Below are 22479 nucleotides of genomic sequence, written 5' to 3' on the forward strand. Positions count from 1 at the left end.
TCATCTTCCCTCTTTTTTTAACTAATTCCTTCAATAATTAGTTTAATACCGATTAATAGGAGCATAACACGTAGTAACCGTACAAGTGTATTTCCTTTTAGTTTAGAATTAATATATGCTCCTAGCTTCGCACCAAACCAAGCACCTGGAATTAAGACTAATGCGTAATGCCATACAACATTTCCAAGTGTTATATGAGTGATTGAATTCGTAATAGAAGACAAAAATACGATAAACATACTTGTAGCCACTGCCACATGTGGGGGGAACAAAAACAATAGAATCATTGTTGGTACTATTAGAGAGCCTCCTCCAATACCAAATAGTCCCGAACAAAACCCTACTGCAAAGCAAATCATTATGGCAATGCTTGGTTTAAACCCATATATATATTGCTTACCATCAGAATCCGTATACACTTTTTTTATCGTAGCCTTATTAATTAATGTTGATGGTTTTAATTGGTCTTTTATTAATAAAACAATAGATACGATGATAACAAACATACCGAAAAACAAATAAAAAGATTGGACATCTAACATTTTATTAACGTATGAGCCTAATATTCCCCCAGGTCCACTTCCAATGAAGAAAATGAAGCCTGTTTTATAATCTACTCTTTTATGCTTCACATATGCCAATGTAGAAGATAAACCGGTGAATATCATCATAATTGTAGATATTCCAACTGCCTTTTGTGGAGTTAAATCTCCTAATAAACCTAAACTAGAATGAAAAAATAAAATAGCGGGCACTAGTATGATTCCGCCACCTAATCCAATTAAAGATCCAATAACACCCGCACAAAATGCTGTTACGAGTAAAAGAATAATCCATTCCAAATATATTTCCACCTTTATATTTTTGACTGTTTTCGTATACTATGTTGCCTATAAACAAGTAGGGAGTAAAGGTTGAAGTCTCCTCTGGTATGCTCGCACCTTTAGCTCCAATCAACCAATTTTTTATTAACTAGTTTTATTACTAAAAACCATTAAAAACAACAATCTTTTAGAAAACAGCTTTGTTTTTCTATTGATGTATAGATATAGCTAGAATAAATCCAATTGTCTTGGAGCTAATCCTTGGTACTCAATTCCTAATAAGGATATTAATTGTTTCGCATTATCTGCTGCATCACCTGCTGAGTTATTGTTAAATAATACGTAGATATTCTTTGATTTTTTCTGTAAAGAAAGAATGTTATTCTTCCAATCATTTAATTCCTCTTGATTATATCGATATAAAAATCGAACAGCTCTCCAATTATCACCCGCTGTTGCTTTATTCCAACCATATACATTTCGGCCATGAAAACGGATTAATGTAGCATCTTTATTCGTTGAATGTAAAACAGCAGGGACGGAACCTTCTCCAGCTTGAGGCTCATCACAAATACTGTGAATCCAACCTTCCTTCTCCATAAAGGTTAACGTTTTATCATAGAACGCAGCAGAAAACCAAGACTGATTACGAAATTCTAAAGCAACTGGAATATCTTCCATCTGTTCCTTACACCATCTTAAATATTCAACATTTTCTCTTATACAATTAAACCATGGTGGGAATTGAAATAAAGCCATAGCAAGCTTTCCACTTTCCTGATAAGGAATAAGCGAATCTTTATAAGCTTTAAACATCGCTTCCTTTGATTCATAAAAAGTATCTCTAGCATGGCCAGTCATCCCTTGATATGCTTTTACAATAAACTGAAAGCCACTTGGAGTCTCTTTGATCCATTTTCGGCTATTCTTTTCAGATTGAATGGCATAAAAAGCAGTATCAACTTCAACAGTTGGAAAATGTTCACTATAAGCCTTTAATCGATCACGCGAATTCAGCTTACTTCCATATAACGAATCATGATCTCCCCAGCCTGTCACTCCAATATATATCATACTGTAATCAATCCTTGCCGATTTTACTAATTATATGTCAAATACTCTTTCTTACATTTAGCATATACTTCAAAAAGTTATTATTCAAATATAAACAACCAAGAAAAGCCGTCACCGATTCTTTATGTTTTGGCTGTAATCTTAGATAAATTATTTTCCTATTACCTATTTTAAACTTTGATATGCTTCGTTTAAAAGATGCACAAAAGAAAAAGGCGTGTCAAAGCATTTGCTTTGACACACCTTGAATTAGTCTTATTAACCGATAGAACCTTCCATTTCAAATTTGATTAGACGGTTCATTTCAACAGCATATTCCATAGGAAGCTCTTTCGTAAATGGTTCAATGAAGCCCATTACGATCATTTCAGTAGCTTCTTGCTCTGAAATACCACGACTCATTAGATAGAATAGCTGCTCTTCAGATACTTTTGAAACTTTTGCTTCATGTTCTAAAGAGATGTTATCATTTAAGATTTCGTTATATGGAATTGTATCTGATGTAGATTGATTATCCATAATTAGCGTATCGCACTCGATATTTGAACGCGCGCCATCTGCTTTACGACCGAAATGAACAATACCACGGTATGTTACTTTTCCACCTTGTTTTGAAATTGATTTTGAAACTATTGTTGAAGATGTATTTGGTGCTAAGTGAGTCATTTTCGCACCAGCATCCTGATGTTGACCTTTACCAGCGATTGCGATTGAAAGTGTAAGACCTCTAGCACCTTCACCTTTCAAAATAACAGCTGGATATTTCATTGTAAGCTTAGATCCGATGTTACCATCAATCCATTCCATTGTTGCATTTGCTTCACAAACAGCACGCTTCGTTACTAAATTGTATACATTGTTTGCCCAGTTTTGAATCGTTGTATATCGGCAATATGCATCTTTTTTGATGATAATTTCTACAACCGCACTGTGTAGTGAGTTCGTTGTATAAACTGGAGCTGTACATCCTTCTACGTAATGAACACTTGCTCCTTCATCAACAATAATAAGAGTACGTTCGAATTGTCCCATATTTTCAGAGTTGATTCGGAAGTATGCTTGTAATGGAGTTTCTAATTTAACTCCTTTAGGAACATAGATAAATGATCCACCAGACCAAACAGCAGAATTTAACGCAGCAAATTTATTATCTGTTGGAGGAATTACTTTAGCCCAATGCTCACGGAAAATATCTTCATTTTCACGTAAAGCTGAATCTGTATCCTTAAACACGATGCCTTGCTCTTCTAATTCCTCTTTCATGTTGTGATATACAACCTCAGATTCATATTGAGCAGAAACGCCTGCAAGATATTTTTGTTCAGCTTCAGGAATACCTAATTTATCAAATGTTTGTTTGATTTCATCAGGTACTTCATCCCAAGACTTCTCAGATTTCTCAGATGGTTTTACATAATACGTAATTTCATCAAAATTCAAACTTGATAAGTCTCCGCCCCATTGAGGCATTGGCATTTTATAAAAATGCTCTAATGATTTTAAGCGGAAGTCAAGCATCCATTGTGGTTCATTTTTCATTTTTGAGATTTCTTCAACGATTTCCTTCGTTAATCCACGCTCAGAGCGGAAAATGGAAACATCGCGATCCGAAAACCCATATTTATAATCGCCGATTTCAGGCATTTTTTTTGCCATAGGTCGAATACCTCCGTTTCAAAGGAGAAAAGATTTCATTTGAAATCTTTTCTCTTTTATTTTTCTTTAAGACCTTTTTCCATCGCTTTCCATGCTAATGTTGCACATTTAATACGAGCTGGAAACTTACAAACTCCTTGTAACGCTTCTATATCACCAAGGTCGATACCTTCAGTATCATAATCCTTGCCTTGCATCATATTAGAGAACATTTGAGACATTTTAAAAGCTGTCTCTACATCTTTTCCTTTAATAGCTTGAGTCATCATAGATGCTGATGACATAGAAATTGAACAACCTTCACCGTCGAATTTCGCATCAACTACTTTGCCATCTTCTACTTTTAACGTTAAATGAATACGATCACCACAAGTCGGATTATTCATATCAATCGTTAAATTACCTTCTTCTAACGATCCTTTATTACGAGGCTTTTTATAGTGATCCATAATGACTTGGCGGTAAAGAGTATCTAAATTATTAAAAGACATCTGTGAAGTACTCCTTTGTTTTGATAAGACCATCTACTAAACGGTCAATATCTTCTTCAGTGTTGTATAAATAAAAACTAGCTCTTGCTGTTGCCGATACATTTAACCATTTCATCAATGGTTGAGCACAATGATGACCTGCTCGAACAGCAATTCCTTCAGCATCTAAAACGGTAGCAACGTCATGTGGATGAACATCCTCTAAATTAAATGTGACTACACCCGCACGCATTGAACTATCTTCTGGACCATATATTGTAAGTCCTTCTATTTCAGACATACGTTTCAAAGCATAAGCAGCTAATTTATGCTCATGAGCTTCAATTGCTTCAAGGCCTATTTCTTCTAAGAAATCAATCGCAGCTCCAAGACCAATTGCACCAGCAATAATTGGTGTACCACCTTCGAATTTCCAAGGTAGCTCTTTCCAAGTAGACTCTTGAAGACCAACAAAATCAATCATTTCTCCACCAAATTCAACTGGTTCCATTTCTTCAAGAAGTTGCTTTTTACCATACAAAACGCCGATTCCAGTAGGACCACACATTTTATGTCCAGAAAGTGCATAAAAATCACAATCTAAATCTTGAACATCTAACTTAATGTGTGGAGCTCCTTGTGCACCATCAACAACCATTACTGCTCGATTTTCATGAGCAATTTTTGCAAGTTCTTTAATTGGATTAATAACTCCAAGAACATTAGAAACATGGGCTACTGAAACTATTTTTGTTTTAGGAGTAATTGTATTCTTTGCATCTTCTAAAGAAATTGTTCCATTCGGTTGAAGTGGAATATATTTCAGCGTTGCGCCCGTTTGCTTAGCAAGTTGTTGCCACGGGATAATATTACTATGGTGCTCCATATACGTAATAACGATTTCATCACCTGATGTAACATTAGCACGACCATAGCTCGCTGCAATTGTATTTAAAGAAGTTGTCGTACCTCTTGTGAAAATAACCTCTTCTGTTGAAGAAGCATTAATAAATTTACGAACTTTTTCTCTCGCACCTTCATATGAATCCGTAGCTCTCGTTCCTAATGTATGAACACCACGATGAACATTTGAATTGTCCTCGTTATAATACTTGGTGATTGTATCGATAACTACTTGAGGTTTTTGAGAAGTAGCCGCTGAATCTAAATACACTAATGGATGGCCATTGACTTCTTGATGTAAGATTGGAAACAACTTACGAATTTCGTATGCGTCCATTATTGTACTTTCCTTTCAATTACCTCAACAAGTTGCTTTTTAACCCCTTCAATAGGAAGTTCATTTACAACTGGTGCAAGGAAACCATGAATGATTAATCTTTCTGCTTCTGTTTTTGGAATACCACGACTCATTAGGTAATACAATTGTAATGGATCAACGCGTCCAACTGATGCAGCATGACCTGCTGTTACATCATCTTCATCAATTAACAGAATAGGATTAGCATCACCACGAGCTTTTTCGCTTAGCATAAGTACTCGTGACTCTTGCTCAGCGTTTGCTTTTGTAGCTCCATGTTCAATCTTACCAATACCGTTAAAAATAGAAGAAGCACTATCCTTCATAACTCCATGGCTTAAGATATAACCTTCAGATGCTTTACCAAAATGAACAATATTTGTTGTAAAGTTGAGCTTTTGCTGTCCACGACCAACTACCACTGTTTTCGCATCACTATATGAGCCATTACCAATTAAGTTGGTTACATTTTCTGAAATAGTATCTCCATCATTCATTAATCCAAGAGCCCATTCAATCTTAGCGTCATTAGCTGCTACACCACGACGATTTACATACGTAACAACATCTTCCGATAAAGTATCTACAGCACCATAAACGATTTTCGCATTATTTTCTGCGATAACTTCAGATGCAATATTTACAATTCCTGAACCTTCAACAGTTGAAATATAATTCTCAACATATGTTACTTGGCTGTTATCTTCCGCAACAATTAGTACATGATTAAATAATGATGCATCTTTTTGATCACGTACGTATACAGCTTGTAATGGTTCTTTAATCTCTACATTTTTTGGTACATAGATGAAAACTCCACCGTTCATTAACGCAGCATGTAGAGCAGTTAGACGATGCTCGTCTACTTTAATACCTTTTGTCATGAAATATTTTTCAACTAGCTCGCTATGATCCTTTGCTGCTGAAATAATGTCAGTGAAAATGACACCTTGCTCCTTTAATGTTTCAGAAAGAGCACTATATGCAGGAGTGTTATTTCTTTGAATATAAAGATTTTCATTAGAATCAATTAAAGATTTCACTCCACTTGGAAGCTCTTCTAAAGATACATATGCATCACTTTTCACTGTATGTGAAGGAAACTCTGTAAAGTTCCATTTTGTAATGTTTGTTTTATCTGGCTTTGGTAATGGAAGAGTTTGCATAGCATCGAACGCTTTTACTCTTAAATCAGCAAGCCATTTTGGTTCATTATTAGAATTTGAAAAAGCGACAACAGCCTCTTTTTCAAGCGATAAATTTAATTCAGTAGTCATTGAAATCCCCCCAACGCTTACGCTTCTTGGCCTACAGTTTCGTCTTCAATACCTAATTCTTGTTTAATCCAATCATAACCTTCTGCTTCTAAACGTTGCGCAAGTTCTGGACCACCAGATTTAACGATACGACCTTGCATCATTACGTGTACAACATCAGGAGTAATGTAGTTTAATAAACGTTGGTAGTGAGTAATGATTAAGCAACCAAAATCTTCGCTACGCATTTCATTAATACCTTTTGATACAACTTTTAAAGCATCGATATCAAGACCAGAGTCAATTTCATCAAGAATAGCAATTTTAGGCTCAATCATCATAAGTTGAAGAATTTCATTACGTTTTTTCTCTCCACCAGAGAATCCTTCATTTAAGTAACGTTGCGCCATATCTGGATCCATTTCTAGGAATTCCATTTTTTCATCCATTTTACGGATAAATTTCATAATTGAAATCTCTTCGCCTTCCTCACGACGTGCATTAATGGCAGAACGAAGGAAATCAGCATTTGTTACACCAGCAATTTCACTCGGATATTGCATTGCAAGGAAAAGACCAGCTTGAGCACGCTCATCAACTTCCATTTCAAGTACATCTTCATCATCTAATGTGATGCTACCACTTGTAACTTCATATTTTGGATGTCCCATAATAGCAGATGATAAAGTCGATTTACCAGTACCATTTGGTCCCATGATTGCGTGAATTTCTCCACCTTTAATTTCTAAATTCAAACCTTTGATAATCTCTTTGTCTTCAATTGAAACATGTAAATTTTCAATCTTTAATTTAGATGGCGCCATATTTATATACCTCCAACAATTTCTTGTATAGTCTATATTTTTTAAAAAACGATTCTCATTTTATTCTCATTACAATATTATAACAAATGAAATGTAGAATCAACAAATAAAACCATAGATTACACCATCATCATAGTAGAAACTAAAATAACGATATAAACCCGTTTTTATTTAAATCTTGTTCATTTTTTCAAAAAAGCACTCATATTACATTATAGGAAAAAGCCAGTAGGTTCATCCACTGACTTTTTTTCCCTTATTTTAAGAATTACCTTAATCTATACACAAGCTAAAAATTTGATTAAATATGCTAAACGATTTAGCAATAATCATTGTCTATCTTTGAGCTCTCTAGAAAAAGCTGATTTGGTTAAAAGCTTACTTTTTCAGCCGCAAAAAATATATCAAATTCCAAATGAATGTTCACATCTTATTTAAAAACGCGACGATTATATTCATTTAATACTTCATGACTCTGGATATAGCTTCTTTCTCGACGTTTTTCAACTCTCATTCTCGCATCTAAGCATCTACTATATTCATTATATCCTACCCCATGCGAGAGATACATCGCTTTCTCCATTTCGCTTGTCACATTCAAGTCTAAATCATGAAAAATAATAATGAACCAATCCTTTCTGTTTTAGAAAAATTATTTTACTTAATACTTTACAAGGATATCATTCCCTTGAAATTATTAACAAATGATATATACCCGAATATTTCGTCATTAATCATCTTATCACTACATTTAATCTTCTATATCCTTTCATTCTTAGAATTGCTCGATGATTCACAGAAATGATAGCTCTTAGTTAATGATTCATAAAAACCAACAAAAAAACTGCTCAAAAGATACACTTTTGAGCAGTCATTACATCATTTATTCAGATACAGGCACTACAGCACCTTTGTATTTTTCAACGATAAAGTCTTGAATTTTTTTCGAATGTAAAACTTCTAATAATGTTTTAATTTTATCAGAGTTTTCATCTCCTTTGTTAACAGCAATAATGTTTACATATGGTGATTCTTTATCCTCAATAGCAATAGAATCCTTAATTGGATTTAATCCTGCATCGATAGCAAAGTTAGAGTTAATCACTACCGCATCACCTTCATCATTGTTATACACTTGAGTTAATAATGCAGGTTCGATATCTGTTTTAAATTTAAGATTTTTTGGATTTTCAACGATATCTTTAACTGTTGCAGCTGTTTTATCAATACCCTCTTTTAATTTAAGAAGACCTTTTGCTTCAAGTAGTGAAAGAACACGCCCATGGTCAGCAACGGAATTACTAATAATAATTTCAGCACCTTTAGGAAGGTCATCTAAACTTTTATGCTTTTTAGAGTAAACTGCGATTGGTTCGATATGAACGCCACCTGCATTCACAAAATCATAGCCGTTATCTTTAATTTGAAGTTCTAAATATGGAATGTGTTGGAAATAGTTGGCATCTAGCTCTTTATCTGCTAACGCTTTGTTTGGCATTACATAATCTGTATATTTACGAATCTCTAATTCAATACCTTTTTCTTCAAGTAAAGGTTTTGCTTCTTCTAGAATTTCAGCATGAGGTACATTAGAAGCACCTATTACTAATTTTTCTGTTTTGTCTGAAGAACCTTCTCCAGATTTCCCATCCTTGTCATCTTTGCTTGATCCACATGCAGCTAAAAATACTGATAATGCTAAAGTTAAAACTAAAAGTAAACTAAACTTCTTTTTCATCTTTCATTGCCCCTTATCTTTTATCAATTTTAGATGTTGCATAATCACCAATAAACTGTACTGCAAATACGATAATTAAAACTATAATAGTCGCAACTAAAGTAACATCATCACGACCACGCTGGAAACCATCTAAGTAAGCAAGATTTCCAAGACCACCTGCACCTACGACACCTGCCATAGCTGTGTATCCAACTAACGCGATAGTTGTAACGGTTATACCTGACACTATAGCTGGCATTGATTCTGGAATCAAAACCTTCCATATAATAGTGCTCGTTTTTGCTCCCATTGCTTTTGCAGCTTCAATAACTCCTTTGTCAATCTCTCGAAGAGCAATTTCAACCATGCGAGCATAAAATGGAGCAGTACCGATGATTAAAGCTGGTAATGCAGCTTTTTCCCCAATCATCGTACCCATTAATAATTTCGTAATAGGTATTAATAAAACAATTAATATAATGAAGGGAATGCTTCGGAAAATATTCACATAAGCACTTACAACCGTATACACTACTTTATTAGCCCATAGATTACCTTTAGATGTTAAAAATAATAGCAATCCTAGAATGACACCAAACACAAATACTGCAATCACTGAAATACTTGTCATAAACAATGTTTGTTTTGTTGCTATCCACATAATTTCCCAGTCTACATTAGGAAGGTATTTCTCAAGCATTCGTGATCACCTCCACGCCAACGCCTCGTTGATTTAAAAAGTCGATGGCTTGCTTTAATTGATTCGCATCACCATCAATATGGAGAAACAATGTTCCATAAGATCCTTTTTGAGTTTGTGAAATTTGTCCTTGAATAATATTTATATCAAATTCAAAATTACGAATTAGTTCAGTAACAACTGGTTTTTCTGCATCATCACCAACGAAAGTAAGCTTGACAACATTTCCAGTTTGATATTTTTGCAATAGATTTTCAATCGCCTCAGCTGTATCTTCAGGATTTGTTAGTTGTTGTACGAAACGTTTTGTAATATCTTGCTGTGGATTTTTAAAGACATCCAAAACCTCTCCAATCTCTACAACCTTACCTTTTTCCATAACCGCTACTCGATGACAAATCTTCTGAATAACATGCATCTCATGAGTAATTAATACGATTGTTAAATTTAATTTCTTATTGATATCCACTAATAAATCTAAAATGCTATCCGTCGTTTGTGGATCTAAAGCAGATGTAGCCTCATCACATAACAATACTTTAGGATTATTTGCAAGTGCTCTTGCAATACCTACTCTTTGTTTTTGACCGCCGCTTAGTTGTGAAGGGTACGCATTTTCTCTTCCTTCTAAACCAACTAACTTAATTAGTTCATTTACCCTTTTAAGTCTAGTACTTTTGTCAACACCGGCAATTTCCAATGGAAATGCAATATTTTCACTAACTGTTCTAGACCACAATAGGTTAAAATGCTGAAAGATCATTCCAATCTCATGTCGTGCTTTACGAAGTTTTGCACCTTTTATAGCAGAAATTTCTTGTTCAGCTACTGTTATTGTTCCCGTAGTTGGTACTTCAAGACCATTTAACATTCGAATAAGAGTACTTTTTCCAGCTCCACTATAGCCAATTACTCCAAATATTTCACCTGGTTCAATATCAATTGAAACAGAGTCTACAGCTTTCAATTTATCCTTCAACCCAATGGAGAATAATTTTGATACGTTTTGAATTTTAATCATATTGATCACCTCTTTGTCCATAACCATTTGGACAAATATTTATTTATACATTGCCCTAAACAACAAAAACCTTTCTGCAAGAAGAGCAGAAAGGCATAATAATCTAAGCTTGACCTTTCTCTCATCTACCAAAGTATAACTACTTTGTGTGATTTGGCACCATTTCAAATTAATTGACGGTTGCCGGGCTTCATTGGGCACATCCCTCCACCACTCTTGATAAGAGTTTCAAAAAAATATTTAATTGTTGTTAGAATAAATATTTTAGTAAGGTGATTCTATCACTATATAAATTTACTGTCAACTTATTTCACTCAATTTGACAGTATTTCCATCCATTTTTATGAAACAGAGATAGGGTTTATCGATGTTTTTCCAGTAGCTACTTTAATGGCTTCTTCTAACTCTGCAATCAAATCATCTACATTCTCAATTCCTATCGATAAACGAACTAAATCTTCAGACACACCAGACAGCTTTAGCTCTTCCGCACTTAATTGTTGATGCGTTGTACTTGCCGGGTGAATGATTAAACTTTTAGCGTCACCCACATTTGCTACGTGACTCCACAGTTGAATACTGTCAATCAATTTAGCACCCGCTTCTCTTCCACCTTCAATACCAAATACAGCGACTGCTCCTGCACCTTTTGGTAAATATTTTTCAGCTAGTGCATAATTTTTATTATCTTTATCTCCTGGATATAGTACCCATTTTACAGCAGGATGGTTTTGTAAATATTCAACGACTTTCTTTGTATTCGCAATATGTTCCTTCATGCGAACATGAAGGGTTTCTAAACCAAGAACAAATTGAAAGGCACTATTTGGACTAATAGCTGGACCTAGGTCACGAAGTAATTGTACTCGAGCTTTTGTAATGTATGCAGCCGCTCCAAGTGCATCACTGTAGACAAGATTATTATAGCTAGGATCAGGTGTTGTAAAGCTAGGAAACTTACCTGTACTCCAGTCAAACTTACCGGCGTCAATGATTATTCCACCTAATGTTGTTCCATTTCCTAAAAGCCATTTAGTTGCCGAATGAATAACAATATCTGCTCCATACTCAATTGGTTTGCATAAATATGGTGTCGCAAAAGTATTATCAATGATTAATGGAATACCATTTTCGTGTGCTATTTCAGCCACTTTTTCAATATCTAAAACATGTAAACTTGGATTTCCTATCGTTTCAGCAAAGACTGCTTTTGTTTTAGGAGTAATAGCTGCTCTAATGTTTTCTGGATCTTCAGCATCGACTAAATGAACTTTGATCCCGTATTTCGGTAGAGTATTAGCAAATAAATTAAATGTACCGCCATATAAATGAGAAGCCGCAACAATCTCATCTCCAGCTTCTGCTAGATTTAATATAGCTAGAGTTATAGCAGCCATTCCACTCGAAACGGCAAGAGCTCCAATACCACCTTCAAGTAAAGCAACTCGTTCTTCAAATACTGTTACCGTCGGATTATGAATGCGCGTATAAATATAACCTGGTTCTTTCAAACCAAATAAATTCGCTGCATGTTCACTATCCTTAAATACATAAGCGTTACTTTGATAAATCGGAGTGGAACGAGCTCCTGTTACTGGATCTACTTGTAAACCTCCATGGACACTTAACGTTTCGAAGCTATACTTTTTTTGATTATCGCTCATGATTTTTCCTCCTATAAATGTAATATTCAGTCTATTTAACAGAAACAAATAAAAGCTTCCTCTGATAAGAAGAAGCTTAATGACCTGTACTTCTCATCTTCACAGAATAGATATTCTGCTGGAATTAGCACCGTGTATATAGATACCGGTTGCTGGGCTTCATTGGGCCATTCCCTCCACCTCTCTTGATAAGATATTCACTTATATCCAAATAAAACCAATCTATTTAATAGGAATATTATCACCTTATAAGAAGTACGTCAATATATTTTTTAAAAATTATTACATTTCAGACAACTACTGGTCCTCTACTCAAAAGTAGTAGTGCTTCAAGTAACAGAACCTGTCTATAATTACCCTGAATTTTTATTTTATTTAATCTTTGAAGCTGCCTTAAGGATATTTCTCCACATAATAATTGCTCCAGCTCCTTTTTTTCTCCAAAGATAAGAATTTGATACGTTCCTTTATCCGTATTCTGTGTGTGTACTTCATTATTTGATAGAAATAAATGCCATCTTTGTTCATTATCAGAAAAGATCACTCTTGTATGAGCTTTCTTAAGCAGAACCTGTAACTGTTCTCTGTTTTGAATACTAGCAAGTAATGACCGTAAAATTGTTTCCATTAGCTCCACTCCTTTTTCCATTCACTTAGAAGTAGATATACAACACTCATCATGAAGAATCCTTTAAAAAACACTCGACAAGTATTTTATTTTTGTCGATTCTCATTACATTTCACAGTCATCTTGTCTATATAATTTGATTTAATCCCTTGTTGAACAAGGTTCTGTAATACATTACTACTGATACTTAATCAAAAAACAGCATGTCAAACCCCAGAAGAAGGAACGAGCAAAAAGGGGGTGACACTTATCACGAAAAATGAAGGTTGAAGCTATTATCAACAATAAACTTTAAAGAGTCTCTTTTAAAAAGAAACTATTATAATATCATTGAAAATTCTCATTCAGCACTTCTAATAGGTAAGGTACAGATTGAAATGCATATATTTTTTTTATTATCTGACCTTTTTTAAAGATAAGTAAACACGGTACACTTTCTACCTTATAGTCTTCAGCCAACTTTCTAATATAATTCACATCTGTTTTGCCTATTTGAATGTTTGGAACAATCTCTTTAATAACCATTAACATTCTAGAAGCAACTTGACATGTCCCACAGATAGGGGTAAATAAATACAAGCAAAAACTATCTTGATTTTCAATTTTCTTTTGAATCTCTTCCCCATTCCAAACCATCATAACAATTCTTTCATCCTTTTTCAGAAAAGCGTAACCGCCTTGGTCAGCCCCGATCAGCATAAGATGAGCCAGATAGAAGGTTATTCTTTGACCTTCTATTTGGATGAGCTTAAGCCTCGAGGGGCTAGGCGGTGTTCGCTAGACAGTAGTCTATGTTCCATTTTTTATCTCTCTTTATTATAAGAAAAACCGACACCGGTCCTTTCTCTTCTATCTATAATACAAATAACTAACATTAATATATTTCATGCCCGAATATGTTTCCAATTTAAAAAGGAGACATGCGGGAGCCTATAAGACGAGTCTTGCAGGAAGGAGTGGGCTTGCTCCTTCCGAAAAGAGAAATGGCTTATAGCCCGAGCATGTCAGGTGTAAGGTTAGACAGCAAAAGAGCACGCAACCTGTAATAAGTTTTTTTATCTCTCATAGATTTCATCTACATGGTTAAATATTCACTATGTATCTCAAAGTTCGCACTTAATAATACAGTTGCAATATGATGATAGGGTGCTGACGCAACTTCTTTATATGATTTATCAATATATAAATGGATAGCAGCAGGCATTTCCCGTTTAAATTGTTTCCTAAGTTTATCACCAGACTCATCACGATCTACAAGGATATACACATCTTTATCGAATAACTCATCTACGTAAGTATCCATTTTTTGATAAGAAATGGTTCCATTTGTACAATATATTTTAACATCTTCTTTTAATACTTGTTGTACCTTTTTCTTATCTGACGTTCCTTCAACAATAATCACCTTATCACTTTGAAGGTTATCCATATCCTTCACCTACTTCAAATAAGTTATGTTAAAGATAACATAACCGATTTCTTAAAAAATATCTATTAATAACATTAGAAAAGTATAAGTGTTCTTGAATTTAAAAAACGTTAATGAAGTTCACAAAAAAGGGTATTCAATATTAATATTGAATACCCTCATACTCCTAAAAAAGAGTTTAATTTATAAATGCTAATTAATCTTCGTTTATCATTTCTGCATATTGCTCAGCAGTCATCAGTTTTTCTACTTCTGATAGATCTGAAGGCTCAATTACAACCATCCATGCTTTTTCATATGCTGATTCATTTACATATTCAGGGTTATCATTTAAATCTTCATTGATTTCAACAATTTTACCACTGATTGGTGCATATAGTTCAGAAACCGTTTTAACTGATTCAACGCTTCCAAATGGTTCGTCTGCTTCAATAGAGTCTCCAACTTCAGGAAGCTCAACAAAAACGATATCTCCAAGTTCTGATTGTGCAAAATCTGTTATTCCGATTCTAACTTTGTCTCCTTCAATTTTTACCCACTCATGTTCTTCTGAATAACGTAAATCATTTGGTGTTACTGCCATCAATATTCCCTCCTGTATGATTCATATATTAATTCTTATATTAATGTATATAAGATTATATCTACCAATTTTCTTGAAAAAGTTCCGCTTTAAATCCTAATGTAACATGCTGTCCATCCGTTACGATTGGTCTTTTTATCAACATACCATCTGATGCAAGCAAATCATACATTTCATCTTCTGTTGCTGTTTTCAAGCGGTCTTTTAAACCTAATTCACGGTACTTCATTCCGCTTGTATTAAAAAATTTCTTCAATTCTAAACCACTTAATTTATGTAATTCCTTTAACTCTTCTTTTGTAGGAGGATTCTCTACAATATGTATTTCACGAAATTTCTTCTCATTACTTTCCAACCATTTTTTCGCATTTCGGCATGTCCCACATTTCGGATACGAATATACTGTTAATTCCATCTTCATCACCTTTCTTTAGCATACCTTGTAATGAACAAAAGTACAAAGGTTTTAACATTAAAATGATAAAAAATTCATACTATTTTTATCGATAATTCTGTTGTTTACATGATGTATTTGGTAACCAATTATTGATCATTAATAAATTGATTTAATCATACTTTCATGATCTAATCAAATTCAACTAATAATTAAAAGTTCATAAGTTATAACATACGATTACTAGCCTAACATGCTGTATTTCTCCAAAATAACCTAGAAAAAAGGAGCTCCCTACTTCTTATTTTGGGAACTCCTTTTCTATTTTTGTAATGCTCTTCAGCGTCCTGAATTACATGAATTATACTTACTGCATTTTACACAGTATATTTTTCAGTTGAAACAAGCACTTCAGCTACTTCACGTTTTTTCGCAATAACATTTACTGGAGTAAAACGAGTAAATTTACGTAGAGCACTTAACATCATACGTAAAGTATCTCCTTCTTCAGTAGCAAGTAATGTTTCTTTCGCATGCTGTTCGATAGCGATGAAAGATTCTTGACAGAAAATTTCAGTATAAAGAAGTTTTTGTTTATTCTTCTCAAGACCAGTTTTTGCAATTGCTTTTTCTGTTCTTAATACAACTGATTCCATTGAATAAGCTAAAGAAGCGATATCAGCAATATTCGCTAATACTTCTTGCTCTTTTTCAAGTGCAGTACCAAATTTTTGTGCTGCTAAACCTGCTGCTAATAAACCAATCTTCTTAGCATTCTTCACTAAATATTTTTCTTGAGCTAATGGTTCTTCGCTAATTTCTTCAGGCATCATTGTCATTAATTCGCCTTGAAGTGCCATTGCTTTTTCGAACAATGGAAGTTCACCTTTCATTGCTTTACGGATAAATGTTCCTGGAACTAATAAGCGATTAATTTCGTTTGTTCCTTCAAAGATACGGTTAATACGTGAATCACGATATGCTCTTTCCACTTCATATTCAGCCATAAATCCATAACCACCATGAATTTGTACAGCTTCGTCTACTACGTAGTCTAAAACTTCTGAAGCAAAGAATTTGTTTAATGAACATTCAATTGCATACTCAGCAATTGAATTGGCTAATACTTTAATATCTTTTACTTCTTCAGTGCTTAAGCTACCCATATTATCATCATACAAGCCTACTGTACGGTATACTGAACTTTCAGCCGCATAAATTTTTGTAGCCATATTTGCAAGCTTTTCTCTAATTAAATTGAAAGAAGAAATTGGTGTTTTGAATTGTTGACGTTGATTTGCATATTGAGCTGCTAATTCAAATGCACGTTTAGATCCACCAACTGTACCTACACCTAATTTATAACGACCAATGTTCAAAATATTAAAGGCAATAACATGACCTTTACCTACTTCACCAAGAAGATTTTCTTTTGGCACAAGCGCATCTTGTAAAATGACTGTACGAGTAGAAGAGCTCTTAATACCCATTTTCTTTTCTTCAGCACCTGTTGAAACGCCTGGGAAATCTCTTTCAACAATAAATGCTGTGAATTTATCTCCATCAATTTTTGCATATACAACGAATACGTCAGCAAAGCCAGCATTTGTAATCCATTGTTTTTCACCGTTTAATACATAATGCGTGCCTTCACTATTTAATTTAGCAACAGTCTTTGCGCCAAGTGCGTCAGATCCAGAACCTGGTTCTGTTAAACAGTATGCAGCTAGCTTTTCACCTGATGCTAATAGTGGTAAATATTTTTTCTTTTGCTCTTCATTACCGAAAAGAACGATTGGTAATGAACCAATTCCAACATGTGCTCCATGAGATAACGAGAAGCCACCAGCACGAGCCATTTTTTCAGTAATTAATGAAGAACTTACTTTATCAAGCCCTAATCCACCATATTCTTCTGGAACATCTGCGCCTAATAATCCTAATTCACCAGCTTCTTTCAATAAACGAACTGTAATATCAAATTGGTGTTCTTCTAATTTATCAATTTCAGGTGTAACTTCGTTAATAACGAAATCTTCCGCTGTTTTCGCAATCATTTTTTGCTCTTCAGTATAGTCTTCAGGAGTAAACATTTGAGACGGTTCAATATCCTCGATTAAGAAACTTCCACCTTTGATAATTACTTTTGTAGATTCAGACATATTAAATGCCTCCCTTTGTTTTTTCAAATGATATGTGATTTGTCTAACCGTAAATTTCATCCCAATTTCTTCGAATCCTTTTGTTAACTATGATAGCTTGATAGAAGATTCCCCTCTATCAAGCATGTTTTAACTACTTAACCAATTAATTCAAATACTCCGGCAGCACCCATTCCGCCACCAATACACATTGTTACAATTCCAAATTGTTGATTACGACGTTTCATTTCATGAAGTAATGTAAGAGTAAGTTTTGCACCTGTACAACCTAGTGGATGACCTAATGCAATCGCTCCTCCATTTACATTTACTTTGTCTTCATCAATGCCAAGTTCTCTAATAACTTGTAGAGATTGTGAAGCAAAAGCTTCATTCAATTCAAATAATCCAATATCAGATAGCTCTAGGCCAGCTAATTTAAGTGCCTTTGGAATTGCTGCTACTGGTCCAATTCCCATTACCTCTGGAGGAACACCTGCTACCGCAAAAGAACGGAATTTACCCATAGGTTGTAATCCTAATGAACTAGCTTTCTCTGAATCCATTAGCATAACAGCTGCTGCTCCATCACTTGTTTGAGAAGCGTTTCCTGCCGTTACAGAACCAGTTACAGAAAATGCAGGTCTTAGCTTAGCTAAGCTTTCTACTGTTGTATCAGGACGTACGCCTTCATCTACAGAAAATTGGATTGATTTTTCTTGTAACTTGTGATCTTTTCCAACTGAACGTAAAGTAACATCCACTGGTACAATTTCATCTACAAATTTGCCAGAAGCAATGGCTGCTGCAGCCTTTTGATGACTTCTTACGGCAAATGCATCTTGGTCTTCTCTTGAAACTCCATACTTTTTAGCTACTTCTTCAGCAGTATGACCCATTCCCATATAATATTCAGGAGCACTTTCTGCTAGCTTAATATTCGGACGAACAATATGTCCCATCATAGGTACTAGACTCATAGATTCTGCTCCACCAGCAATAATTGTATCGCTAGACCCAAGCATAATCCGCTCAGCTCCATATGCAATTGTTTGCAATCCACTTGAGCAGTAGCGGTTAACAGTAATAGCAGGAACTGTATGTGGCAAACCTGCTAATGCACCTATGTTTCTCGCCATATTCAAACCTTGCTCTGCTTCTGGCATTGCACATCCAATAATTAAATCATCTATATTTCCTTCATAATTCCCAGCACGTTTGATTGTTTCTTTTACAACTAGCGCCCCTAAATCATCAGGACGTACATGTGCAAGCGTACCCTTCTTTGCCTTACCAATTGGTGTTCTCGCACCAGCAACAATAACCGCTTCTCTCATGTCGATCCCCCTTATCTTCGTTATAAAATTAATTGCGTAATGGTTTCCCTTTAACAAGCATATGTTGCATTCTCGCTTGTGTTTTTGGTTCTTGAACTAAACTTAAAAACGCTTGTCTTTCCAATTCTAATAAATAATCTTCATCAACTTCAGTACCATACGGAACTTTTCCACCGGCAATGACAAATGCTAATTTTTCAGCAATTTTCATATCATGTTCAGAAATAAAGCCTGATAGTTTCATATTTTGAGCACCTAGTAAAAGAGTTGCATATCCTGTCTCTCCAACCACTGGGATTTTTTTTCGAACAGGTGGTTTGTAGCCACTTTCAGAAAGTGCTAAAACAGCTTGTTTTGCATCATAAAGCTGATGATCTGCATTAACGCTTACTGCATCCGAAGAGTTTAGGAAATTATTATCTCGAGCTTCTTGACCGGATGTAGACACTTTAGCCATTGCAATACTTTCAAATACAGCATTAGCTACTTTTTGCAGATCAAAATCCACACCATTTGGAAGGCTTTCTAAGTGCTTAATATAAAGCTCTTTGTTTCCACCTCCGCCAGGAATAACACCAACGCCTACCTCAACTAACCCCATATATGTTTCAAGATTAGCTTGTATATGAGTTGCTGGTAAACACACCTCTGATCCTCCACCTAATGTCATTCCAAAAGGCGCAACAACGACAGGCTTAGGACTATATTTAATCTTCATCATAGCTTGTTGGAATTGTTTCACAACCCAATCAACTTCGAAAATATTATCGTCTTGTACTTCCATCAAAATCATGGCAAGATTAGCACCTACACAGAAATTTTTGCCTTGATTACCTATTACAAGACCTTTGTAATTTTGGGCTACTTCATCAATAGCATAATTAATCATTTGTGTGATATCTGGCCCAATTGCATTATTTGGTGAAGTGAACTCTAATAAAGCAACTCCATCCCCAAGATCAATTAAACTTGCACCACTATTTTTCTTAATTACTCGATCTTGTTTTTTCAAGCGCTTAAGATCGATAATTTTTCGATTTTCAGGAATTTGCTTATATTCACCATTGTGGTAGAAATATTGATTAATATCTTCCTCTTTATAGAAAGAATTCACTCCACTTGCTAACATATCCTCAATCCATTGAGGAATGGTTCTGCCTTCCTCTTTCATTTTAGCAACAGATTTTTCCACTCCGATGCTATCCCATAATTCAAATGGACCTTGTTTCCAACCAAATCCCCATTTCATCGCTTGGTCAACGGCAACAATATCATCTGCAATTGTTCCAAGTAATTCTGCTGAGTAAATTAAAGTTGGAACTGTAATATTCCAAAGCAACTCACCAGCACGATCTTTGCTGTATAATAATGTGCTTAATTTATTTGATAGACCTTTTACTTGTTTAGATATTTCAATTGAAGGCGCTTTTAATTTTTTTCTTTCTACATATTCAAGTGTTTCAGGATTTAATTCTAAGATTTCTTTACCTTGTTTTAAGAAGAAACCTTGACCTGTTTTAGCACCATACCAGCCTTTGTCAAGCATAGCTTGAATAAATTCAGGAAGAGCAAATACTTGTTTTTCTTCACCTTCTACTTGGTCATACACATTTTTGGCTACATGAGCAAAAGTATCTAATCCTACTACATCTAATGTTCTAAAAGTAGCGCTAGACGGACGGCCAATTAAAGGACCTGTAACAGAGTCAACTTCACCTACACTATATCCACCCTTTAGCATCTCTTGAACTGTAATTAATAATCCATATGTCCCAATACGGTTTGCAATAAAGTTCGGTGTATCTTTCGCTTCTACTACACCTTTTCCTAGAACATCTTCTCCAAAAGTTTTCATAAACGATAACACTTCAGGACATGTATATTGAGTAGGAATGACCTCTAATAATTTCAAATAACGTGGAGGATTGAAGAAGTGTGTTCCTAAGAAATTTTCCTTGAAATCTTCTGTACGGCCTTCAACCATCGCTTCAACTGAAATACCCGATGTATTTGAGCTGACAATACTTCCTTGTTTTCTATATTGATCTACTTGTTCAAAAACTTTCTTTTTAATATCTAAATTCTCAACAACTACTTCAATTACCCAATCTACCTCAGCTAGACGTTTCATATCATCTTCGAAGTTCCCTGCCTCAAGAAGTGCTAAATTTTTCTTAGAAGCTAATGGAGCTGGCTTTTGTTTTAATAATTTTTGAAGATTTGTTTGACTAATACGATTTCTAACTTGAGTGTCTTCTAGTGTTAATCCTTTTTGTTTTTCAGCTTCAGTTAGTTCACGTGGAACTATATCTAGCAGCAATGTAGGAATTCCAACATTAGCAAGGTGAGCAGCAATACCTGCACCCATTACTCCTGATCCTAATACAGCCGCTTTTTGAATATTTCTTAGCAACTTCGTATCCCCCTTTGTACGTTTGAATGAACACTCATTCATTTTTACGTCAAAAAAAATAGAAACACAATACTTATATTTCTATAATAAAAGATTTTAGAAAATTCCGCAAGAATTTTCCTTTACATTTTTTGTTTATTTTTCAAAGAAAAACCTTAGACGGTCCTTTTTGGTTTTAAACTATCTAGAGATTTTCCTTCCCTATCTTCATTTTATACACGAATTTGCTTCCTTCTAAGAAAAAGTGAACCTTAATAAGTGTTCAAGCTAATGATGTATATTGTATAGCCAGTTACAAATAATATAACAGTCTACTACAAAAAGGAGCCTAGAAATATGAATCAACAACAAAATCAATCTCAGCAAGCTATGACAAATCAACCTACTTATCAAGAACCACCAGCGGTTCTTTCGACAAAAGATGCATTATATTTAACTGATATGATGTCATGGAATTTATTAGTTTTCAAAAAAGCAGCTTTTTATGCCCAACATTGCCAAGACCCTGAAGTCAAACAGATGATTATTCAAGTTGGTCAATTGCATCAAAAACAATATAATTCATTTTTATCTCATTTAGGACTCGCACAAAATAATACACAACCACCACTACAATAACCTATACAAATTGAATCTTTGAAAAAAAATCGAAAGTAGTATGAATTCAATGTTCTAGAAAAGGAGTCTACGTATGCCTAACAATCAAAACAAAATTCAAAACCCAAAAACACCAGTCCCCGAAACGCCACAAATGAATGACAGAGATTTCATAAATGATCTATTAGCAACGGAGAAGCACATTACAAACTCCTATAGTACAGCTATGCATGAAGCCAGTCACAAAGGCTTATATAATGATATCTTTACTGCATTTACTGAATCCTCTCACCTTCAAAGGGACATCTATGATTTAATGTTTAAAAAAGGCTGGTACGGCATTCAACAAGCTGATGCTCAAGGAATTAGCCAATCTTACCAGCAATTCAACGGTTACAAAAGTCAATTCCCTTTTGGAAATATAAACTAAAAGCAGAGCATAATCCTAGATTTTTCTCTTATACAATTCCCATAAAAAAAGANTCTC

At 34.6% G+C, this 22479-nt stretch carries 22 protein-coding genes and 2 riboswitches; of the genes, 2 read left to right on the plus strand and 20 right to left on the minus strand.

Annotated elements, in window-relative coordinates:
• Positions 1 to 17: 17 nt before the first annotated feature.
• The 20 genes from BN349_RS18405 to BN349_RS18495 all read right to left on the minus strand — a co-directional run bounded on the left by BN349_RS18405 (position 18) and on the right by BN349_RS18495 (position 21395).
• A complete protein-coding gene (locus tag BN349_RS18405; protein WP_019243813.1) occupies positions 18 to 842 on the minus strand; it encodes a sulfite exporter TauE/SafE family protein in 825 nt (274 codons plus the stop codon).
• A gap of 210 nt (positions 843 to 1052) precedes the next feature.
• Positions 1053 to 1898, minus strand: coding sequence for a DUF72 domain-containing protein (locus tag BN349_RS18410; RefSeq protein WP_019243814.1), 846 nt, complete (start codon positions 1896 to 1898; stop codon positions 1053 to 1055).
• A 258-nt stretch (positions 1899 to 2156) separates the two neighbouring features.
• The gene (gene sufB, locus BN349_RS18415; protein ID WP_019243815.1) at positions 2157 to 3554 is read right to left on the minus strand and encodes a Fe-S cluster assembly protein SufB; all 1398 of its coding nucleotides are present in this window, start codon (positions 3552 to 3554) and stop codon (positions 2157 to 2159) included.
• A gap of 56 nt (positions 3555 to 3610) precedes the next feature.
• Positions 3611 to 4045 carry a Fe-S cluster assembly sulfur transfer protein SufU gene (gene sufU, locus BN349_RS18420; RefSeq protein ID WP_019243816.1) on the minus strand — a complete coding sequence of 145 codons (435 nt, stop codon included), beginning with the start codon at positions 4043 to 4045 and terminating at the stop codon, positions 3611 to 3613.
• On the minus strand, positions 4035 to 5264 hold the full coding sequence (locus BN349_RS18425; RefSeq protein ID WP_019243817.1) for a cysteine desulfurase: 1230 nt from the start codon (positions 5262 to 5264) through the stop codon (positions 4035 to 4037). Before BN349_RS18425 ends, sufU begins: the two co-directional genes overlap by 11 nt.
• Positions 5264 to 6562, minus strand: a complete 1299-nt coding sequence (sufD, locus tag BN349_RS18430; RefSeq protein WP_019243818.1) for a Fe-S cluster assembly protein SufD — start codon at positions 6560 to 6562, stop codon at positions 5264 to 5266. The genes BN349_RS18425 and sufD overlap by 1 nt, the downstream gene beginning before the upstream one ends.
• Before the next feature lie 17 nt (positions 6563 to 6579).
• Positions 6580 to 7365 carry a Fe-S cluster assembly ATPase SufC gene (gene sufC, locus BN349_RS18435; protein ID WP_019243819.1) on the minus strand — a complete coding sequence of 262 codons (786 nt, stop codon included), beginning with the start codon at positions 7363 to 7365 and terminating at the stop codon, positions 6580 to 6582.
• A 430-nt stretch (positions 7366 to 7795) separates the two neighbouring features.
• Positions 7796 to 7948 carry a hypothetical protein gene (locus BN349_RS26165; protein WP_198286498.1) on the minus strand — a complete coding sequence of 51 codons (153 nt, stop codon included), beginning with the start codon at positions 7946 to 7948 and terminating at the stop codon, positions 7796 to 7798.
• A 300-nt stretch (positions 7949 to 8248) separates the two neighbouring features.
• Positions 8249 to 9103: a MetQ/NlpA family ABC transporter substrate-binding protein gene (locus BN349_RS18440; protein ID WP_019243820.1), complete on the minus strand. Its 855-nt coding sequence runs from the start codon at positions 9101 to 9103 to the stop codon at positions 8249 to 8251.
• Between the two features lie 13 nt (positions 9104 to 9116).
• Positions 9117 to 9785: a methionine ABC transporter permease gene (locus BN349_RS18445; protein ID WP_019243821.1), complete on the minus strand. Its 669-nt coding sequence runs from the start codon at positions 9783 to 9785 to the stop codon at positions 9117 to 9119.
• Positions 9778 to 10806, minus strand: coding sequence for a methionine ABC transporter ATP-binding protein (locus BN349_RS18450; protein ID WP_019243822.1), 1029 nt, complete (start codon positions 10804 to 10806; stop codon positions 9778 to 9780). Before BN349_RS18450 ends, BN349_RS18445 begins: the two co-directional genes overlap by 8 nt.
• Before the next feature lie 118 nt (positions 10807 to 10924).
• Positions 10925 to 11032, minus strand: a riboswitch (SAM riboswitch).
• Between the two features lie 115 nt (positions 11033 to 11147).
• Positions 11148 to 12470, minus strand: coding sequence for an O-acetylhomoserine aminocarboxypropyltransferase/cysteine synthase family protein (locus tag BN349_RS18455; protein ID WP_019243823.1), 1323 nt, complete (start codon positions 12468 to 12470; stop codon positions 11148 to 11150).
• Between the two features lie 90 nt (positions 12471 to 12560).
• Positions 12561 to 12665, minus strand: a riboswitch (SAM riboswitch).
• Positions 12666 to 12759: 94 nt separating this feature from the next.
• Positions 12760 to 13098, minus strand: coding sequence for an alkyl sulfatase C-terminal domain-containing protein (locus BN349_RS18460; RefSeq protein ID WP_019243824.1), 339 nt, complete (start codon positions 13096 to 13098; stop codon positions 12760 to 12762).
• Between the two features lie 327 nt (positions 13099 to 13425).
• Positions 13426 to 13737, minus strand: a complete 312-nt coding sequence (locus BN349_RS18465) for a thioredoxin family protein (protein ID WP_026089381.1) — start codon at positions 13735 to 13737, stop codon at positions 13426 to 13428.
• Positions 13738 to 14173: 436 nt separating this feature from the next.
• A complete protein-coding gene (locus BN349_RS18470) occupies positions 14174 to 14527 on the minus strand; it encodes a toprim domain-containing protein (protein WP_019243826.1) in 354 nt (117 codons plus the stop codon).
• A 196-nt stretch (positions 14528 to 14723) separates the two neighbouring features.
• Positions 14724 to 15110 (minus strand): glycine cleavage system protein GcvH, encoded by a 387-nt coding sequence (gene gcvH, locus BN349_RS18475; RefSeq protein ID WP_019243827.1) that lies wholly within the window; start codon positions 15108 to 15110, stop codon positions 14724 to 14726.
• 61 nt (positions 15111 to 15171) lie between these two features.
• Positions 15172 to 15525 (minus strand): arsenate reductase family protein, encoded by a 354-nt coding sequence (locus tag BN349_RS18480; RefSeq protein ID WP_019243828.1) that lies wholly within the window; start codon positions 15523 to 15525, stop codon positions 15172 to 15174.
• Positions 15526 to 15881: 356 nt separating this feature from the next.
• Complete coding sequence (locus tag BN349_RS18485) at positions 15882 to 17666, minus strand: acyl-CoA dehydrogenase family protein (protein ID WP_019243829.1); 1785 nt, start codon at positions 17664 to 17666, stop codon at positions 15882 to 15884.
• 137 nt (positions 17667 to 17803) lie between these two features.
• Entirely contained in the window at positions 17804 to 18982 is a 1179-nt protein-coding gene (locus BN349_RS18490; protein ID WP_019243830.1) for an acetyl-CoA C-acetyltransferase, read from the minus strand.
• A gap of 28 nt (positions 18983 to 19010) precedes the next feature.
• Positions 19011 to 21395: a 3-hydroxyacyl-CoA dehydrogenase/enoyl-CoA hydratase family protein gene (locus tag BN349_RS18495; RefSeq protein WP_019243831.1), complete on the minus strand. Its 2385-nt coding sequence runs from the start codon at positions 21393 to 21395 to the stop codon at positions 19011 to 19013.
• 336 nt (positions 21396 to 21731) lie between these two features.
• On the opposite strand from BN349_RS18495, the gene BN349_RS18500 reads away from it, so the two are divergent.
• Together BN349_RS18500 and BN349_RS18505 are read left to right on the plus strand one after the other, a co-directional pair.
• The gene (locus BN349_RS18500; protein WP_019243832.1) at positions 21732 to 22013 is read left to right on the plus strand and encodes a hypothetical protein; all 282 of its coding nucleotides are present in this window, start codon (positions 21732 to 21734) and stop codon (positions 22011 to 22013) included.
• A 73-nt stretch (positions 22014 to 22086) separates the two neighbouring features.
• The gene (locus BN349_RS18505) at positions 22087 to 22422 is read left to right on the plus strand and encodes a spore coat protein (protein WP_019243833.1); all 336 of its coding nucleotides are present in this window, start codon (positions 22087 to 22089) and stop codon (positions 22420 to 22422) included.
• Positions 22423 to 22479 lie beyond the last annotated feature (57 nt).

Source organism: Bacillus sp. AP8 (genome assembly GCF_000321185.1).
Classification (GTDB): Bacteria; Bacillota; Bacilli; order Bacillales; family DSM-1321; genus Bacillus_AD; species Bacillus_AD massilioanorexius.

What these genes read in the sequence shown, in the direction of transcription:
- BN349_RS18410 (WP_019243814.1), bottom strand. Translation starts at nt 1,898, where the DNA reads ATGATATATATTGGAGTGACAGGCTGGGGAGATCATGATTCGTTATAT.
- sufB (WP_019243815.1), bottom strand. Translation starts at nt 3,554, where the DNA reads ATGGCAAAAAAAATGCCTGAAATCGGCGATTATAAATATGGGTTTTCG.
- sufU (WP_019243816.1), bottom strand. Translation starts at nt 4,045, where the DNA reads ATGTCTTTTAATAATTTAGATACTCTTTACCGCCAAGTCATTATGGAT.
- BN349_RS18425 (WP_019243817.1), bottom strand. Translation starts at nt 5,264, where the DNA reads ATGGACGCATACGAAATTCGTAAGTTGTTTCCAATCTTACATCAAGAA.
- sufD (WP_019243818.1), bottom strand. Translation starts at nt 6,562, where the DNA reads ATGACTACTGAATTAAATTTATCGCTTGAAAAAGAGGCTGTTGTCGCT.
- sufC (WP_019243819.1), bottom strand. Translation starts at nt 7,365, where the DNA reads ATGGCGCCATCTAAATTAAAGATTGAAAATTTACATGTTTCAATTGAA.
- BN349_RS26165 (WP_198286498.1), bottom strand. Translation starts at nt 7,948, where the DNA reads ATGGAGAAAGCGATGTATCTCTCGCATGGGGTAGGATATAATGAATAT.
- BN349_RS18440 (WP_019243820.1), bottom strand. Translation starts at nt 9,103, where the DNA reads ATGAAAAAGAAGTTTAGTTTACTTTTAGTTTTAACTTTAGCATTATCA.
- BN349_RS18445 (WP_019243821.1), bottom strand. Translation starts at nt 9,785, where the DNA reads ATGCTTGAGAAATACCTTCCTAATGTAGACTGGGAAATTATGTGGATA.
- BN349_RS18450 (WP_019243822.1), bottom strand. Translation starts at nt 10,806, where the DNA reads ATGATTAAAATTCAAAACGTATCAAAATTATTCTCCATTGGGTTGAAG.
- BN349_RS18455 (WP_019243823.1), bottom strand. Translation starts at nt 12,470, where the DNA reads ATGAGCGATAATCAAAAAAAGTATAGCTTCGAAACGTTAAGTGTCCAT.
- BN349_RS18460 (WP_019243824.1), bottom strand. Translation starts at nt 13,098, where the DNA reads ATGGAAACAATTTTACGGTCATTACTTGCTAGTATTCAAAACAGAGAA.
- BN349_RS18465 (WP_026089381.1), bottom strand. Translation starts at nt 13,737, where the DNA reads ATGATGGTTTGGAATGGGGAAGAGATTCAAAAGAAAATTGAAAATCAA.
- BN349_RS18470 (WP_019243826.1), bottom strand. Translation starts at nt 14,527, where the DNA reads ATGGATAACCTTCAAAGTGATAAGGTGATTATTGTTGAAGGAACGTCA.
- gcvH (WP_019243827.1), bottom strand. Translation starts at nt 15,110, where the DNA reads ATGGCAGTAACACCAAATGATTTACGTTATTCAGAAGAACATGAGTGG.
- BN349_RS18480 (WP_019243828.1), bottom strand. Translation starts at nt 15,525, where the DNA reads ATGGAATTAACAGTATATTCGTATCCGAAATGTGGGACATGCCGAAAT.
- BN349_RS18485 (WP_019243829.1), bottom strand. Translation starts at nt 17,666, where the DNA reads ATGTCTGAATCTACAAAAGTAATTATCAAAGGTGGAAGTTTCTTAATC.
- BN349_RS18490 (WP_019243830.1), bottom strand. Translation starts at nt 18,982, where the DNA reads ATGAGAGAAGCGGTTATTGTTGCTGGTGCGAGAACACCAATTGGTAAG.
- BN349_RS18500 (WP_019243832.1), top strand. Translation starts at nt 21,732, where the DNA reads ATGAATCAACAACAAAATCAATCTCAGCAAGCTATGACAAATCAACCT.
- BN349_RS18505 (WP_019243833.1), top strand. Translation starts at nt 22,087, where the DNA reads ATGCCTAACAATCAAAACAAAATTCAAAACCCAAAAACACCAGTCCCC.